Origin of the sequence: Serratia sp. AXJ-M (assembly GCF_046531865.1) — a bacterium.
In the GTDB taxonomy this organism is placed as follows: Bacteria; Pseudomonadota; Gammaproteobacteria; order Enterobacterales; family Enterobacteriaceae; genus Serratia; species Serratia liquefaciens.
The window spans coordinates 1,462,832-1,479,556 of the sequence record NZ_CP059394.1 but is presented as its reverse complement, the minus strand read 5'-3'; the positions used below and the strand labels follow the sequence as shown (position 1 = coordinate 1,479,556).

The 16,725-nt window shown below is 58.2% G+C and carries 10 protein-coding genes; 4 read left to right on the top strand and 6 right to left on the bottom strand.

What is annotated here, in order from left to right; translation table 11 throughout:
* Positions 1-47: 47 nt before the first annotated feature.
* The 5 genes from urtA to H0S68_RS06920 form a co-directional block, all read right to left on the bottom strand.
* Positions 48-1,316, bottom strand: coding sequence for an urea ABC transporter substrate-binding protein (gene urtA / locus H0S68_RS06940; protein ID WP_020825842.1), 1,269 nt, complete (start codon positions 1,314-1,316; stop codon positions 48-50).
* A gap of 107 nt (positions 1,317-1,423) precedes the next feature.
* Positions 1,424-2,122 carry a GntR family transcriptional regulator gene (locus H0S68_RS06935; protein ID WP_201895596.1) on the bottom strand — a complete coding sequence of 233 codons (699 nt, stop codon included), beginning with the start codon at positions 2,120-2,122 and terminating at the stop codon, positions 1,424-1,426.
* A gap of 54 nt (positions 2,123-2,176) precedes the next feature.
* A complete protein-coding gene (gene uca / locus H0S68_RS06930; protein WP_410529264.1) occupies positions 2,177-5,800 on the bottom strand; it encodes an urea carboxylase in 3,624 nt (1,207 codons plus the stop codon).
* An 89-nt stretch (positions 5,801-5,889) separates the two neighbouring features.
* Positions 5,890-7,761, bottom strand: coding sequence for an allophanate hydrolase (atzF, locus tag H0S68_RS06925; RefSeq protein WP_410529263.1), 1,872 nt, complete (start codon positions 7,759-7,761; stop codon positions 5,890-5,892).
* 321 nt (positions 7,762-8,082) lie between these two features.
* Positions 8,083-9,969: a sigma-54-dependent Fis family transcriptional regulator gene (locus tag H0S68_RS06920; protein ID WP_217330950.1), complete on the bottom strand. Its 1,887-nt coding sequence runs from the start codon at positions 9,967-9,969 to the stop codon at positions 8,083-8,085.
* A gap of 274 nt (positions 9,970-10,243) precedes the next feature.
* Between H0S68_RS06920 and ssuD the strand changes: the two genes are divergently transcribed.
* The 4 genes from ssuD to H0S68_RS06900 all read left to right on the top strand — a co-directional run bounded on the left by ssuD (position 10,244) and on the right by H0S68_RS06900 (position 16,030).
* Positions 10,244-11,404, top strand: coding sequence for an FMNH2-dependent alkanesulfonate monooxygenase (gene ssuD / locus H0S68_RS06915; protein WP_020825837.1), 1,161 nt, complete (start codon positions 10,244-10,246; stop codon positions 11,402-11,404).
* A gap of 16 nt (positions 11,405-11,420) precedes the next feature.
* Positions 11,421-12,512, top strand: coding sequence for a dimethylsulfone monooxygenase SfnG (sfnG, locus tag H0S68_RS06910; protein WP_122077743.1), 1,092 nt, complete (start codon positions 11,421-11,423; stop codon positions 12,510-12,512).
* Positions 12,505-13,899, top strand: a complete 1,395-nt coding sequence (locus tag H0S68_RS06905) for an FAD/NAD(P)-binding protein (RefSeq protein ID WP_410529262.1) — start codon at positions 12,505-12,507, stop codon at positions 13,897-13,899. Before sfnG ends, H0S68_RS06905 begins: the two co-directional genes overlap by 8 nt.
* Positions 13,900-14,383: 484 nt before the next feature.
* Positions 14,384-16,030: a methyl-accepting chemotaxis protein gene (locus H0S68_RS06900; RefSeq protein WP_410529261.1), complete on the top strand. Its 1,647-nt coding sequence runs from the start codon at positions 14,384-14,386 to the stop codon at positions 16,028-16,030.
* Between the two features lie 104 nt (positions 16,031-16,134).
* On the opposite strand, the gene H0S68_RS06895 is transcribed toward H0S68_RS06900, so the two are convergent.
* The gene (locus tag H0S68_RS06895) at positions 16,135-16,599 is read right to left on the bottom strand and encodes a DUF1456 family protein (protein ID WP_020825833.1); all 465 of its coding nucleotides are present in this window, start codon (positions 16,597-16,599) and stop codon (positions 16,135-16,137) included.
* Positions 16,600-16,725 lie beyond the last annotated feature (126 nt).

Genomic DNA, 16,725 nt, shown 5'->3' with positions numbered 1-16,725 from the left:
CAATGGGGCGTCGTAGCCTGCCCCCGCCGCAGCGGGGGAACCGGGTTTTACTGACCGCCTTTTACCGGGTGATCCGGCTTTTTGTCGTTGCCGGCAATGTACGGGCTCCACGGCTGAGCGCGAACAGGCGCATCAGTCTGCCACACCACGTTGAACTGACCGTTGCCTTCAATCTCACCGATCATCACCGGCTTATGCAGGTGGTGGTTGGTGGCGTCCATGGTCAGGGTAAAGCCCGATGGCGCAGCGAAGGTCTGCCCGGCCATGGCGGCGCGCACCTTATCAACGTCGGTAGTTCCGGCCTTCTCAACCGCCTGCGCCCACATGTGAATGCCGACATAGGTCGCTTCCATCGGGTCGTTGGTCACGGCGGTGGCGTAGTTCGGCAAGTTATGGGCCTTGGCGTAGGCTCGCCATTCGCTGACAAACTGCTTGTTGGTCGGGTTATCCACCGACTCGAAGTAGTTCCAGGCCGCCAGGTTACCCACCAGCGGTTTGGTGTCGATACCGCGCAGCTCTTCTTCACCGACCGAGAAGGCAATCACCGGCACATCGGTAGCCTTGATCCCCTGGTTGGCCAGCTCTTTGTAGAAGGGGACGTTGGAGTCACCGTTGATGGTGGAGATCACCGCCGTTTTGCCCCCGGCGGAGAATTTTTTAATGTTGGCGACAATGGTCTGATAGTCGCTGTAACCGAACGGCGTATAGACCTCTTCAATGTCTTTATCCTGGATCCCTTTCGAATGCAGGAAGGCGCGCAGTATCTTGTTGGTGGTGCGCGGATACACGTAGTCGGTTCCCAACAGGAAGAAGCGTTTGGCCGCTCCGCCGTCTTCGCTCAGCAGATACTCCACCGCCGGGATTGCCTGCTGGTTAGGCGCGGCACCGGTGTAGAACACGTTCGGCGACATCTCTTCCCCTTCGTACTGCACCGGGTAAAACAGCAGGCCGTTGAGCTCTTCAAACACCGGCAGCACTGACTTGCGCGACACCGAAGTCCAGCAGCCAAACACCGCCGCCACCTTGTCCTGACTCAACAACTGACGCGCCTTCTCGGCGAACAGCGGCCAGTTGGAGGCCGGATCCACCACCACCGGCTCAAGCTTTTTACCCAACACGCCACCTTTGGCGTTGATATCGTCGATGGTCATCAGCGCCACGTCTTTCAGCGGCGTTTCAGAAATCGCCATGGTGCCGGACAGCGAGCTCAGGATGCCGACCTTGATGGTGTCGGCGGCCTGTACGCCCCAGGCCATCCCCATGCCGATCACGGTGGCGGACAACGCAAAAGCTTTTATAAAGTGACGACGTTGCATAATTCAAACTCCTGATGTTGATGTTAGAAAACCCACCTTGTTAAGAAGAATTAACCCTATGAATTTCGAGTTGCCGCCAACAACGCTGCAGCTCGAAAGACGCCGGGTTATGGCTGACGAAGCCGGGCCTGATGCAGCATATGCAGAGTTATTTTTCTTACTTCAGCCTTGCTGACGGCAATATGGTGACTGAGCCGCGTTTGCGCCTCCTCGGTTCGGTGTTGCAAGATCGCCCGCAAAATGGCGGCGTGTTCGTTGTAGGTCGCCTCCACCCGGCTTTCCTGGGTGAAATCGAGCCGACGTATGATGCGAATTTTCTCGGTCAAATCGCGGTGAATGCGCGCCATTTCTCCATTCCCCGCCGCCTCGACCAGCACCATATGAAACTGCTCGTCGTGCACTGAGACGGTTTTTCCCTCCTCCAGCCGCGGTTCGTCGATCCAAAAACGGGTAAGCGCCGCCAACGGCCCCGGCACCTCGCCCATTGGCCGAGCGCACAGCCGTTTTACCGCTTCGCACTCCAACACGATGCGCAGGTCATACAGTTCCTCGAAGTAGGCAAAATCGAACGGACGCACCTGCCAGCCGCTGCGAAAATGCACCTCTACGTAGCCCTCGCGCTCCAGCCAGAACAACGCCTGACGCACTGGCGTACGGCTGACGTCCATACGCACGGCAATTTCGTTTTCGCTGAAGCGATCGCCCGGCAGCAGGTGAAAATCAAAAATGTCGTCCTTGAGCTGCAGATAGATACGTTCCGCCAGCCCCTCCGGCCGAGCCTTGCTGCGGTTATTGGTGATTTGCATCGCATGCCTCTCCGTGGGCGCGGCATAGCGCGCCCCGACGTGAATGATTGAGCGTCAGCTGGCGTGTTCCAGCCACAGCAGCGCATCGCCCGGCCCCACCGGTCGCCCCTGCTGGCAACTGATGCGCTTGATGATCCCGGCGCGCGGCGCGGTGACCGCCAGCTCCATTTTCATCGCCTCGACCACGATCAGCGGTTGACCGGCTTCCACCCTCTGCCCCGGCTCGACCAGGATCTTCCACACGCTGCCATTCAGGTCGGCGCTGACCAGGTCGCCATCCACCTCTTCCTCATCAGTCTGCGGTGGCAACAATTGGGCCTCGGCCTCCCCCTCCTCCGCCTGCCAGCGCGTCACTTCGTGGCTGAATGCTTGTTGTTGGCGCTGCTGGAAGGTGCTGATGTCTTCCGCGTTTTCCGCCAGAAAACGGCGGTAATCGGCAAAATCGAATTCGCTGTCCTCAATGCGGATCTGCGCGCGCCCTTCACGGAACGCCTCGCGCTGCTCATCCAGCTCCTGCTCGCTCACCGGGTAGAAACGCACCTGATCGAAGAAATGCAGCAGCCAGGGCTCGCCGGGGTTGAACTGCGGGTTTTTGAGAAATTTGTTCCAAATCGGCAAGGTACGTCCGACCAACTGATAGCCGCCCGGCGAATCCATGCCATAGATGCACATGTACATGCCGCCGATGCCAACCGTGCCTTCGGCGGTATGGGTGCGCGCCGGGTTGTATTTGGAACTGAGCAAACGGTGCCGCGGGTCGATCGGCACCGCGCAGGGTGCGCCCAGGTAGACGTCGCCCAGCCCGAGGATCAGGTAGCTGGCGTCGAAGATGATGTCGCGCACCTGCTCGCGGCTGCCGAGCCCGTTGATGCGCTGGATAAAATCGACGTTGTTCGGCAACCAGGGGGCCGACGAACGCACCGTCTGCTGGTAACGTTCCACCGCGCCCAGCGTGGCAGAATCTTCAAACGCCATCGGCAGATAAACCGTTCGCGTCGGCACTTTCAGCTGGCTGACATCTCCCAACGCCTGTTCGCGCGCCAACAAGCGCTGGAGTAAATCGGCCTGACCGATAATGCGGCTGTCATAACGGATCTGCAGCGATCGCACGCCGGGTGCCAGCTCCTCCACGCCCGGGATCGCATCCTGCTTGAGCGATTGCATCAGCAAATGGATGCGCAGCCGCAGCGCCAGATCGAGCACGTTGTCGCCGTACTCCAGCAAAATGTAACCATCCCCGGCCTGGCGATAGACCACTGCCGGCCGACTGTCGGTGGCCGGTAACGCCGCCACTATGGCGGCGGAGGCAGTCGTGCCCGGCATCAGATCCGGCGGTGCCAGGGTGATGGCCTTCACCGCCGCCAGGGCTTCGATACTGCCGAGCTGCGCCTGCTCCAGCGACTGCGCCTGCTTGAAACCGATAGGATGAAAACGGATGCGATCCCCCGGTTTCACCTGACCGACCTTCCACAGTTCCGCCCTGGCGATGGTCACCGGGCAAACAAAGCCGCCCAGGCTCGGTCCGTCGCGGGTAAGGATCACCGGGAAATCGCCGGTGAAGTTAATCGAACCGATGGCGTACTCGCAGTCGTGCACGTTGGACGGGTGCAGCCCCGCCTCGCCGCCGTCCTGTCGCGCCCATTCCGGTTTAGGCCCGGACAGGCGTACACCCAACCGGTTGGAGTTGTAATGCACCTGCCATTCGGCGGCAAAGAAACGCTCGATGGATGCCGGGGTAAAGAAGTCGGGTGCGCCGTGCGGACCATACAGCACGCCGATATTCCACAGATTGCCGTACTGCGGGATCAGGCTTTCGTCCATTGCCTGCGGGGCCGCAATCGGCGCCGGAGTCGTGGCGGCAGCCAAACCCGGTTGCGATACCGCCAGCATGTCCGCCACGCGCAGGGTACGGCCGGCGTGGCCGCCAAACTGCCCCAGCGCAAAGGTCGAACGGCTGCCCAGATACACCGGCACGTCAAAACCATTGCGTACCGCCAGATAGGTACGGCATCCCCGCTGTGCTCGCCCCAAACGCAGTACCTGACCGGCACGCACCGCTATCGGCTGCCAGTAGGCCACGGCCTCACCGTCCAGATCGGCGGGACAATCCGCGCCGGTCAGGGCAATGATGGCGTCGCAGTGAAAGCGCAGGGTCGGCCCCTGCAGGGTAAACTCCAGCCCGGCGGCGCTGAGGTGGTTGCCGACAATGCGGTTGGCCAGCCGGAAAGCGAAGTCGTCCATCGGCCCGGACGGCGGCACGCCGATATCCCAATAGCCAACACGGCCGGGATAATCCTGCACGCTGCTGTAGGTGCCCGGCTGCAGCACTTCAATGCTATTGGGTCGGAACCGGAAGCTGTCCAGCATGCGTGTCCAGACGCTGCCGTTCTGGAATGCCTCGGTCGCAATCACCTGTCGCAGATAGTCCAGGTTAGTGGCAATCCCGTGCAGTCGGGTTGCATCCAGCGCGACACGCATTTTCTCCAGCGCCTGGCGGCGGTCTTCGCCATGAACGATCAGCTTGGCGATCATCGGGTCATAAAAGGCCGACACTTCGCTACCGGTGGCCACCCAACCGTCGACGCGCACGTCGTCCGGAAAGTGCACTTCAGTCAGCACGCCGGGGCTGGGTTGGAAATGCTTCAGCGGATCTTCGGCATAAATGCGCACTTCAATCGATGCCCCCTGCGGCGCTCGTTGCAACGCCGCCCAGTCCAGCGCATCGCCCGCCGCCACCTGCAACATGCATTCAATCAGATCCAGCCCGGTGACACATTCAGTCACCGGATGCTCCACTTGCAGGCGAGTATTCACTTCCAGAAAATAAAACTCGTCACGCGCAGCGTCGTAGATAAATTCCACGGTGCCGGCGCTGCGGTAGTTGACCGATGCCCCCAGCGCCACTGCGGCTTGATGCAGCGCCTGACGCGTGGCGGCGGGCAGATTCGGTGCCGGGGTTTCCTCCACCACTTTCTGGTTGCGGCGTTGCAATGAGCAGTCGCGCTCACCCAGCGCCACCACCCAGCCCTGACCGTCGCCAAATATTTGCACTTCCACGTGCCGGGCCTGATCGACAAAGCGCTCAATAAAGGCCCCGGAGTCGCGGAAGAACTGCTCGCCCAGGCGTTTTACGCTGTCATAAGCCTCACGCAGCGCGGCTTCATCGTCACAGCGCGTCAGGCCAATGCCACCGCCACCGGCGGTACTTTTCAGCATCACCGGATAACCAATGCGGCCGGCGGCGCTGACCGCCTCCTCAACGCTGTTCAGCAGGCCCGTACCCGGCGTCATCGGCACCTGCGCCACCGCCGCCAGCTCGCGAGCACGGTGTTTCAGGCCAAACTCGCGGATCTGCGCCGCCGTCGGACCGATAAAAGCGATGCCCGCCGTTTCACAGGCGTCGGCAAACTCGGCGCTCTCGGAAAGGAAGCCATAGCCCGGATAAATCGCCTGCGCGCCGGTTTGCGCCGCGGCCGCCAGGATCTTGTCGATGCACAGATAGCTGTCAGCGGCCTTGTCGCCACCGAGCGGTATCGCCAGATTAGCCTCGGTCACGTGCGGCGCATTGCGATCGGCATCGGAATAGACCGCTACGCTGGTGATGCCCAGACGTTTCAGGGTGCGGATCGCCCGGCAGGCAATTTCGCCGCGGTTGGCAATTAATACGGTAGTAAACATAATGAAACCCTTATAAGACCAGATTCGCTATACCCAATAGTTTTCAGGCAGTGGCTAGGCGGCAAACAGGTAAATCCCCGGGAGCTTACTCAGGTAAGTGACTGGGGTGCGCCTGTGCAGCCAACAACGCCACGGTTTGAAAGATGACGGGTATAGTGGCGCCAACCGCCAAATTCAGTGATGTCCGTCGCGCCCTCTAGCGCCCAGGGTTCGCAGATAAAGCCTTTCACCCGTCGTCCGTCTACCAGCAGCAAGGTGCCCATACCCAGCGGCGCCGGGATCTCGGCCACCAACTCGCCGAAACGCGCCAGCGGGATATCCCATAGTTCGACGCTGATGGCGGCCCCCTGAGCGGCTTTGACCAACCCCGGCTTTGGCGGTTGGCTATTGGCGAGGGCGTAGAGGCGATAGCACGGCGCGGTAGTGGTTTGCTCTACGAGAGTTGCCGCGCGTTGCACGAGCTGGAAATTCAGCGGCATATCGCTGAGGTGCGCACCGACCACCGCTACCCGCACGTGCTGGCTGGATGGCGTCAAGAATTGAGCAGCAGGCAACCGGCGACCCGTTGCGCCAAGCGGCAGATCCTGAGCCTGCTGCCAGCGCTGGCCGAACGCCGCCAACGCACGATCGTGCCAGGCGGGTGCAATCAGGGTGATACCGGCAGGCAATCCGTCGTCACGCATCGGCGCAGGCAGCGCCAGTGCGCTCAGATCGGCCAGGTTGGTGAAATTGGTGTAGGTGCCGAACTGCGAGTTAAACAACACCGGCTCTTGCTCCATTTCCGCCAGGGTGCGGATCGTCGGCGAGGTCGGCACTACCAGCGCATCAAAGGGAGCCAGTTGCTGCTCAATCTGCCGCGTCAGTTCGGCACGCAGGTATTCCGCCTTGTAAGCATCGCAGGCGCTGTACTTCAGGCCGTTATTGACGATGCCGCGCACCACCGGATTGATGGCCTGCGGGTTGGCGCTCAGCATCGCTTCGACCGCCACGGTGCGCTCCGCCACCCAAGGGCCGTAGTAGAGCTGCTCCGCCAGCACGCGAAACGGCGTAAAATCGAGGGTTTCCAGCGTCACGCCGCTGCTTTTCAACTGCGCCAGCGCCCGCTGAAATGCCCGCTCGGCCTGCACATCGCCGAAAAATTCGAGTTGCGCAGGCACCGCGAAACGAGGTGACGCAGGTAAATCCGCCGGGGCGGTGCGGGGGTTAATGCGGGAATAGGCATCGGCTGCGTCATAGCCGCCGGCCAATTCGGCCACCAGCGCTGCGTCCGCCACCGTCAGGGCAAACACCGATACGGTGTCATTCAATCGGCAAGCGGGCACCACGCCACGGTTCGACAGCCCGCCTTTGGTCGGTTTCAGGCCGACAATATTGTTGAATCCGGCCGGAACGCGCCCCGAACCTGCGGTGTCGGTGCCCAGAGAAAACGGCGTCAGGCCGCGCGCCACTACCGACGCCGAACCGGAGCTGGAACCGCCGCTGACGTAGCGGCTATCGAAACTGTTGACCACCGCGCCGTGTGGCGAACGGGTGCCCACCAGCCCGGTCGCGAACTGATCGAGATTGGTTTTACCGATCGCGATGGCACCGGCAGCGCACAAATTGGCGACCACGGTGGCATCCGACGCCGCCAGATAAGCGAACTCCGGGCAGGCCGCGCTGGTCGGCCAGCCGCCGACGTCGATGTTGTCTTTTACCGCAAAGGGTACGCCAAACAGCGGGAGCTGGCTGATATCGCCGGCAACCGCTTCAAGCTGCTGCGCCAATCTTTGGTACTGCACTTCACGCTGTGCGGCGCTGGCAAGATACAGCCAGGCGTTGTCATCCGCCGGCAGGTCGGCGGCCAGTGCAGTCAGGGTAGCGCGCACGCAGGCAATGCGCTCGTCGGCTGGGCGGGTGTGATAGTGGTGTTGCCATTCGCTGAGGGTGAAACCGCGTAGCGTATTAACAGGCTGGGTCATCGGCTGAATTCCATCTAGTACACAAGATGGGATTCAATAGAGCAACCGACGTGCCAATTTTTAATCGTATGATTTCAATAAATTATAATTAAAACTTATGACAATAAAATAATCATCCTGCACCAGCGCTGCACAATCGGCGAGCAAAAAAGGTGCAGTATACTTTCTGTTATTACAGCGCTGGCGGGGCTTTCTGGTATGCACCACGCTCTCGACTCACGCGGCTAAATGCCGCTTTTCGATCGATCACAAACAAGCCGCACCCCACTTTGATGAATGCATTAGCGCCAAGGGAACAGGGTTGATGACGGAAGTAACCCGTCACTGCCATATCGCCTCGCGAACTTTAATCGCTCGGGGTAACAGCCCCAAAGCGTAAAAACGGTCGGCTATCGCCTGCTGCTGGCGAATGATATTTAAATCCATTCGGCGTGTCTGATGGCTGCGACGAGCCAGTGCGTGGGTGAGCGAGGGGATACCTTGCCCCAGTTCGGCCGACAACAGCGTTGCCGCTTCGTCGCGATGGGCGTCAATATAGTGCCCGGTTTGTTCCAGCGCCGCCATCAGGCCGTGCAGCAAATCGGAAGAGTGGCCGGCGAAATCGCGGTGAGCAAGATAGAACTGATGGTTGTTCACCCGCCCTACGCCGTTGGCGATAACCCTGAACTGCCCGCTTTGTTCGGCATCGCTCAGCAAGGGATCCCACATCATCCAGGCATCCACCGCATGATGATCGCTGGGGGTCAGCGGGTATTTTGGCGGCGCATAAACCACCCGCACGTCTTCCAGCGTCAATCCGGCTTCATCAAGGATCTGCAACAGCAGATAATGCACATTGGAGCCTTTATTGACCGCAATCCGCTTTCCGCGCAGGTCGGCAAGAGTGCGGATCGGGCTGTCATCGGTAACCAGCAACGCCACGCTTTGTGGTGCGGCCGGTTCCCAGGCAACGTACAGCAATGGGCTGTTACCGGCCTGAGCAAATAAAGGAGGAACCTCGCCGGTAGTGCCAAAATCGATCTCTCGGTTAGTCAGGGCATGCAGCAACTGAGGACCGGCAGGAAACTCGCTCCACAACACGCTCACCCCACTGTCGGCCAGGCGCGCCTCCAGCGACTGGCGGGCCTTGAGTATTCCCAGGTTGCCAAACTTCTGGTAACCAATACGCAGTTCGCGTTCACGGCTGCCGGTCCTCCGGCCAGATTTTAACGCCGTGCCGCCGACGCTTCTCCTGGCTTTGATTAAGCCAAGATGCCCCAGATGGGTACGCAGCGTATTACGGCTGATGCCCAACAGCGCCGCGGCCTGCAACTGGTTACCCTGGCTCAGTTCAAAAGCATTGCGCACCAGCGAGTCGATCACCCGCTGGTAGAGGGGGCCATCGTTACCCACCAACTGCTGGCGAAGGAAGCTGTCCAGCGAAGCATCCCCCTGAGGCGGCAAGCTGGCCATTTCAGCGCTTAGCCTCAGCTGCTGCGGCGTAATCAGCGGCGCTTTGCTGAGCAGCACCGCATTATGCAGGGTGTTTTCCAGCTCGCGGATATTCCCCGGCCACGGGTAATCCATCAGCGTGGCCAGCGCCTCTGCGCTAAGACGCAGTTGAGGGCGCCCCAACCGCCGCGCGTACAGCGTCAGGAAATGCTCAGCCAACAGTGGAATATCCTGCCGCCGCTGGCGCAAGGGAGGCAGAGTCACGGCGGCCACGTTGAGCCGGTAATAAAGATCTTCACGAAAGCGGCGTTCGCGGATGGCATTCGCCAGATCCACATGGGTAGCGGCCACGACGCGGACGTTCACTTTTACCGGCCGATGGGAGCCCACCCGGGTCACTTCCCGTTCTTGCAATACACGCAGCAGCTTTACCTGTAGTGGCAGGCTTAACTCACCGATTTCATCCAGCAGCAAGGTGCCCCCTTCTGCCGCCTCGAACCAACCCTGGTGGCGATCCACCGCCCCGGTGAAAGCACCTTTCTCATGTCCAAACAGTTCCGACTCGGCAAGGCTCTCCGTCAGCGCGCCACAGTTCACCGCCAGAAAGGGGCGATCGCGCCTTAGGCTGTGATGGTGCAGATAGCGGGCCATTAGCTCCTTACCCGTACCGGTTTCGCCCACGATAAGCACGGTGGCGTCCGTCGGAGCCAGACGATCCAGAACGTTTTGGAAGGCAAGAGAAGCGGGGTCAATTAACCGCGGACCGGAGCTTTGCATCGTCGATACCTTTAAGGGAACAGTACCGAAACAATACCGACAGCGGCCAGACAAGACGAGAGGCTCAACCGCCCCCGTTGCTGCAAATGCAACAGCCTGCCATCAGTCACTGCTGCATTTGCAGCAAAACCGTCCACGACAAAAATCGCTAACCCGTTAATAGATAAGAACAAAAATAACCAATCATTTTGGCATGCTTTCTGCTTGGTTGTTTATAACCAAGCGTGGATATTCTATTGAATAAATTAAGATATCGTTATATAGGAAATGACTAATGAGCGAACGGCAGGCGCAAAACATCAACGTATTCTGGTTCTTACCGACCCACGGCGACGGCCGTTATCTGGGCACGACCGAGGGCGGAAGAGCCGTAGATCTGCCTTATTTGCAACAGGTTGCGCTGGCGGCAGACAACCTTGGCTATTACGGCGTGCTGATCCCAACCGGCAAAAGCTGCGAGGATTCCTGGCTGGTCGCTGCCGCACTCGCCCCCCTCACCAAACGTCTGCGCTATCTGGTCGCCGTGCGCCCTGGGTTGCAGCCCCCGAGCCTTGCTGCGCGGATGGCCGCCACGCTGGATCGCCTTTCGGAGGGACGCCTGTTAATCAACGTGGTGACCGGTGGCGATCCCATCGAGAACAAAGGCGATGGGATCTTCCTCAGTCACGCCGAGCGCTATCAGGTCACCCGCGAGTTTCTGGAGGTCTATTCCCGCCTGCTGAAAGGCGAAAAGGTCGATTTTCAGGGCGATTATTTGCGGGTTGAAGGCGCTGAAGTGCTGTTCCCGCCGGTACAGGAGAACGGGCCGCCGCTATTTTTTGGCGGCTCGTCAGAGGAAGCGCTGGAGGTAGCGGCGAGCCAGATCGACACCTATCTCACCTGGGGAGAACCGGTTGAGCAGGTGGCGGAGAAAATTGCCGTGGTGCGTCGGCGCGCCCAGGAGCGCGGACGCACGCTGGACTACGGCATTCGCCTGCACGTCATTGTTCGGGAAACGGAAGAGGAAGCCTGGGCTGCCGCCGACAAACTGATTGCCCATTTGGATGATGACACCATCGCCGCCGCACAGAAAATTTTCTCGCGTATGGACTCGACCGGACAGGCCCGCATGAGCGCACTGCACGGCGGCTCGAAGGACAGTTTGCGCATCGCCCCCAACTTATGGGCAGGCGTGGGGCTGGTGCGCGGCGGCGCAGGTACCGCACTGGTCGGCAATCCACAACAGGTTGCCGAACGCATCCGTGAATATCAGGCATTGGGGATCACTAATTTTATTTTCTCGGGTTATCCGCACCTGGAAGAGGCTCACCGGTTTGCCGAACTGGTGATGCCACTGTTGCCGCTGGCGGGCAACGTCGAAAAACGTCAGCGCACGGTTAACACCGGGCCATTTGGAGAAACCATCGGCGGCGATCGTCGTCCGGTGAAAAAGTGAAACTGAGGAGAAAACCATGAGCAATGAACCGATCAAGTTCGCCTACTGGGTCCCTAACGTGTCGGGTGGCCTGGTGATCAGCCAAATCCCTCAGCGCACCAGTTGGGATGCAAACTATAACCGCAAGCTGGCGCAAATTGCCGAGCGCGCCGGGTTTGACTATGCCCTGACGCAGATCCGCTTTACCGCCGGCTATGGCGCGGATAATCAACATGAGTCGGTGACATTTTCACAGGACTTGCTGGGAGCGACGGACAAGCTCAAGGTCATCGCCGCCCTGTTGCCGGGCCCATGGAATCCAACCCTCGCCGCCAAACAGATTGCCACCATCAGCCATCTGTCCAACGCGCGTATTGCGGTCAATATCGTCAGCGGTTGGTTCCGGGGCGAGTTCAAAGCCATTGGCGAACCCTGGCTGGATCACGAGGAGCGCTATCTGCGTTCGGAAGAGTTCATTCGCTGCCTGCAGGGCATCTGGCAGCAGGACAGCTTCACCTTTGCCGGTGATTTTTACCGCTTCCGCGACTATTCGCTGAAGCCGAAACCGCTGGATCCGCAACCGGAGATTTTCCAGGGAGGCAGTTCAAGAGCCGCGCGGGATATGGCCGCGCGAGTGTCCGACTGGTACTTCACCAACGGCAACACCCCGGAAGGTATCCGTCAGCAGGTTGAAGATATCCAGCTAAAAGCCGCCGAAAATCAGCACAAGGTCAAGATCGGCGTCAATGGCTTCGTCATTGCCCGCCAAACGGAGCAGGAAGCGCAAAGCGTACTGCGTGATATCCTGGACAATGCGAATCCGGATGCGGTCAAAGGGTTCCAGTCTGAGGTGAAAAATGCCGGTAGCGCCTCCCCTGAGGGCGAAGGTAACTGGGCGAAATCGACGCTGGAGGATTTGGTGCAATATAACGATGGCTTCAAAACCAACCTGATTGGCACCCCGCAGCAGATAGCGGAGCGGATCGTCGAACTCAAACAAGCCGGCGTGGATCTGATGCTGCTGGGCTTCCTGCATTTTCAGGAAGAGGTGGAGTTCTTTGGCCGCGAAGTGATCCCGCGGGTTCGCGAGCTGGAACGCCAACAGCAACCGGTGTTAAGTCATGGCTGATCGGCAGATTGTCATCATTGGCGGCGGCTTTAGCGGTACCGCGCTGGCTATTCATCTGGCGCGGTTGGGCCAATCCGGCCTGAAGGTGATCGTTATCGAGCCTCGTGCGCAGTTGGCTCAGGGCGTGGCTTATGGCACGGTCGACCCGGCGCATCGCATAAACGTCCCTGCCGCACGTATGCAGCTTTCCGCCGCCGAAGAAGGCGACTTCGACCGCTGGCTGAGGGCTGAGGGAAGCCTCATACAGGATGACAAAGCGCTCTGGACGGATGGCAGCCTTTATCCGCAACGGGGACGGTTCGCCGCCTATATCGTCGACAAGCTGGCCGCTGCGCTGGAAACATCGCCGGTACAGGTCACCCATGTTCAGGATTGTGCCGTGGCGCTGCAAAATGCAGAGGTGCTGACGGCCTCCGGGGATAGATATCGCGCGGATGAGGTGGTGCTGGCCATCAGCCACCCTCCCCCTGCCGTACCGAGACAACTACAGCAGGTGCCGCAAGACCATCCAGGCCTTATCGCCGATCCGTGGCGGACAGATGCGTTAATCGGGGTGGAGAAGAGTGCGCGGGTGGCTATCATCGGTTCCGGGTTAACCATGTCTGACGTGGTGGCATCGCTTGAGCGCCAGGGGCATCGTGGGCCAGTCCTGGCATTCTCGCGCCGCGGCCTGCTGCCCCGGCCAAATCTGACCGGTGAGTCGCCGCCTCGCCAGCTTGATTATCGGCGTCCACAGGCGGACAGCGCCCGCGCCTGGCTGCGGCGAGTCCGACAGGAAGTAGCGCTGGCCGCCAAGGAAGGCCTGCCCTGGCAAGGGGTACTGGATGACATACGGCTGAACGGACAGCAGATTTGGCAACGGCTTTCGCTGAAAGAACAGCGGCGCTTTCTACGCCATCTGCGTCCATGGTGGGACGTGCACCGTTACCGCATTGCACCGCAGGTCAGTGAGGTATTGTCCCTGCTACAGCAAAATGGGCGCCTTAAGGTGCTGGCCGCCAGCCTTAAGCAGGTTGAGGTAGACAAAGAAACGCTCATTCTGACGGTGAAGGCACGCGGTAAAGCCGCTACGGAAACTCTGCGGGTGGATAAACTGATTGTCACAACTGGCCCGGCGCACGGTGCGTTGCTCAACAGCGATACGCTGCTGAAGCAGCTCGCAGCGGAAGGGGCTATCCAGCCCGATCCGCTGGCGCTGGGAATTTGGGTTGATGCCCACTCGCGAGCGATTGATCGCCAGGGAAAAAGTAACGATCGTCTCTACGTGGCAGGCCCCGCCGCTCGCGGACGCTTCGGTGAACTGATGGGGTTGCCGCAGGTGGCGCAACACGCAGAATCGCTGGCGCAGCAATTGCTCGGCGGTTCGCCAATCCCCCCTGCGGGCTAAAGCCGTTGACAAAGTGCTCTGTTGTTTAATGGTAGGACCGCGGCATGCTGCGCCCAATAGCATAATCAATGAATTAAATCGGGTCGAACATGTTCGACCCCTACCGGTTTAGCCTTTTCGAGCGTTTGTCAGCAGTCTGAGCCCTGTTTGGGTTTGGCTGCACCGCCATTAAAATAGAAACATGATTAATAATTACCAGAAAAAATAAATACGCTCCGTTACAAAATCTTAAGCTATTTTCCCTCGAGGTATCGCTATTACTTTACTGCCGGGCTTTGGATAATAGGCCTCAGGCCAGTTCATGTTATCTGTATGTTTCAACTAAAAACGAAAAGTTAAAAACAAAGATATTATGGCACTCAAAACCCCGTCCCCAATTAATCACTAAAGTTTTATCGTAATCTGCCGAAAACACACAGCACTTCTCGCGGCAAAATAGTGTTATTTGCCGCACTGGCACCTCACTGAAATCTCAGGTTGTACTATGTTTGAACGATTAAAAATCTCCCACGGGCTAATGGGGATTTTAACCCTATTCTGTATTATTCAGATATTCTCCGGCGTATGGAGCATTCTGGATGCCTCAGGCACCAATAACCGCATTACACAAATCTCCTCCGGCTTTAATCAAATCATGGCAATGGATAATGCCTACGCTTCCGTTACCGAGATCCGTGAAGACGTGCTGAAAGATGCCTTGATGCTCAGCACGCAGCCACAAAATCACAATGCAAAAAAATCTCTGGGCGAACTTCGCCAGCGCCTCACTGAAGTTGATAAATTGATGGAAGAATTTTATCAACTGTCACTGAAGGATCAGGATGAACAAGCGCGGACCAAGAACGTCAAGAATCTGTATGAAAAAGCACGCGGCGACCTGCTTAAATTAATTATCAGCCTGGAAGATGGCGATATCTCCCGTTTCCAAACAATTATGCACAATAGCTCAGCCACGCATTTCATGTCTGCGCTTGATGAGACCTCAGCCTACGTTGCCAACGATATTATTACTCCAGCGGGTATTGCGGCACAGGACAGTTACCATAAAATGGTGCCTTTATCGTTGACGTTTATTTTCATCTTTATTCTGCTAACCGGCGTGGTACTGGTCTGGATCAGAAAATATGTGATCAACAAAATCAATCAGATTATCGACTATCAAGCTGAAATTGCACACGGAAATTTGGCGATAGAAATTAATGCCAGTGGGAATAATGAAATTGGCAAGCTGATGCAAGGGCTCGTCAATATGCGTGATGAGCTGGCGAATACCGTCAGCGCCGTCCGTGCAGGCACGCAAAATATTTATACCGGCGTGCAGGAAATTGCCGTAGGTAACAACGACCTCTCAAGCCGCACGGAAGAACAGGCAAGTTCGCTGGAAGAAACGGCGGCCAGCATGGAGCAGCTTTCTGCTACGGTGAAAAACAACGCAGAGAGCGCCGGTGCAGCTACCTCGTTGGTGAAAAGCGCTTCGCAAAGTGCCATCAACGGCGGCGAGATTACTCGCAAAATGGTGGTCACCATGAGCGATATCGCCGACAGCTCACGCAAAATTGGTGATATCACCAGCGTCATTGACGGCATTGCCTTCCAAACCAATATTTTGGCCCTGAATGCGGCGGTGGAAGCGGCGCGTGCAGGTGAACAAGGCCGTGGCTTTGCCGTGGTCGCCGGTGAAGTGCGCAACCTTGCACAGCGCAGCGCTCAGGCAGCCAAAGAAATTAAAACGCTGATTGATACGTCGGTGCTGCGCGTCAGTCAGGGCAACGATCTGGTGGAGAACGTTAACGGGGCTATGACGGAAATTGTTACCGCCATCGGTCAGGTCACTGAAACCATGCAGGAGATCTCAAGCGCCTCAGAAGAGCAGAGCCGTGGGATTGCACAAATCGCGCAAGCCGTTAACGAAATGGATAAGGTGACCCAGCAGAATGCCGCGCTGGTTGAACAATCGGCTTCCGCCGCCAGTGCGCTGGAAGATCAGGCCAATCACTTGAACCAAACCGTCGCCGTTTTCAAACTCGCCACGTCCGCGCCCGCCGCGATTAATGTCCGCCCGCAGGTTATTACCGCGCCGAAAGGACCAGCGCTTGCCGATGATGACGCGGAGAATTGGAGCCGTTTTTGAGACGCTAAATAAGAATTAAGCTCGATTTTGGTTCATATCGCAGAAAGAACAACGCCAACAGGATGTTGGCGTTGGGCAGCGGGTTTCATCAATGGTGGCGTAACTTATGCGCCGCGAAGACGTTGCGCCAAACCTTTGAGGAAATAACGCAGCATCTGATCGCCGCACGGGCGGAAGTTTTTGGTGCCTTCTTTGCGGAACAGCGCGCTCAGTTCTGGCTTGGAAATGCGGAAATCTACGGCGGTGAAAATCTGGTGCATGTCGGTATCTTTCAACTCAAACGCCACGCGCAGCTTTTTCAACACCAGGTTATTGGTGATCGGCAGTTCCACTTCCGGCGCCGGGAACTTGTCGTCCTTGCCGCGTTTGAAAAACACCAGACCGTTCAGGAAGTGAGCCATCACTTCGTCCGGGCACTTCTCGAAACCTGGCTCACCTTCTTTGATGACGTAAGCACCCATTGCCGAGACCGCAACATCGAAATTATCCAGCTTGATAATCTCGACCATTTTCGCGTCGTTAATACTCAGCATGTAGCGCACGCTGCGCAGCACGTCATTGTTGATCATAGAATTGCCTTTAGCTTGTAAACCGGAAGGCGTGCTCGCGTTGTTAAATCAAATAAGTGCCGCACGCCTTGAATATGTGCGGCAGTATAAGGATCAGTGCAGGGTTTCTCAATCGATTTGGCTTTT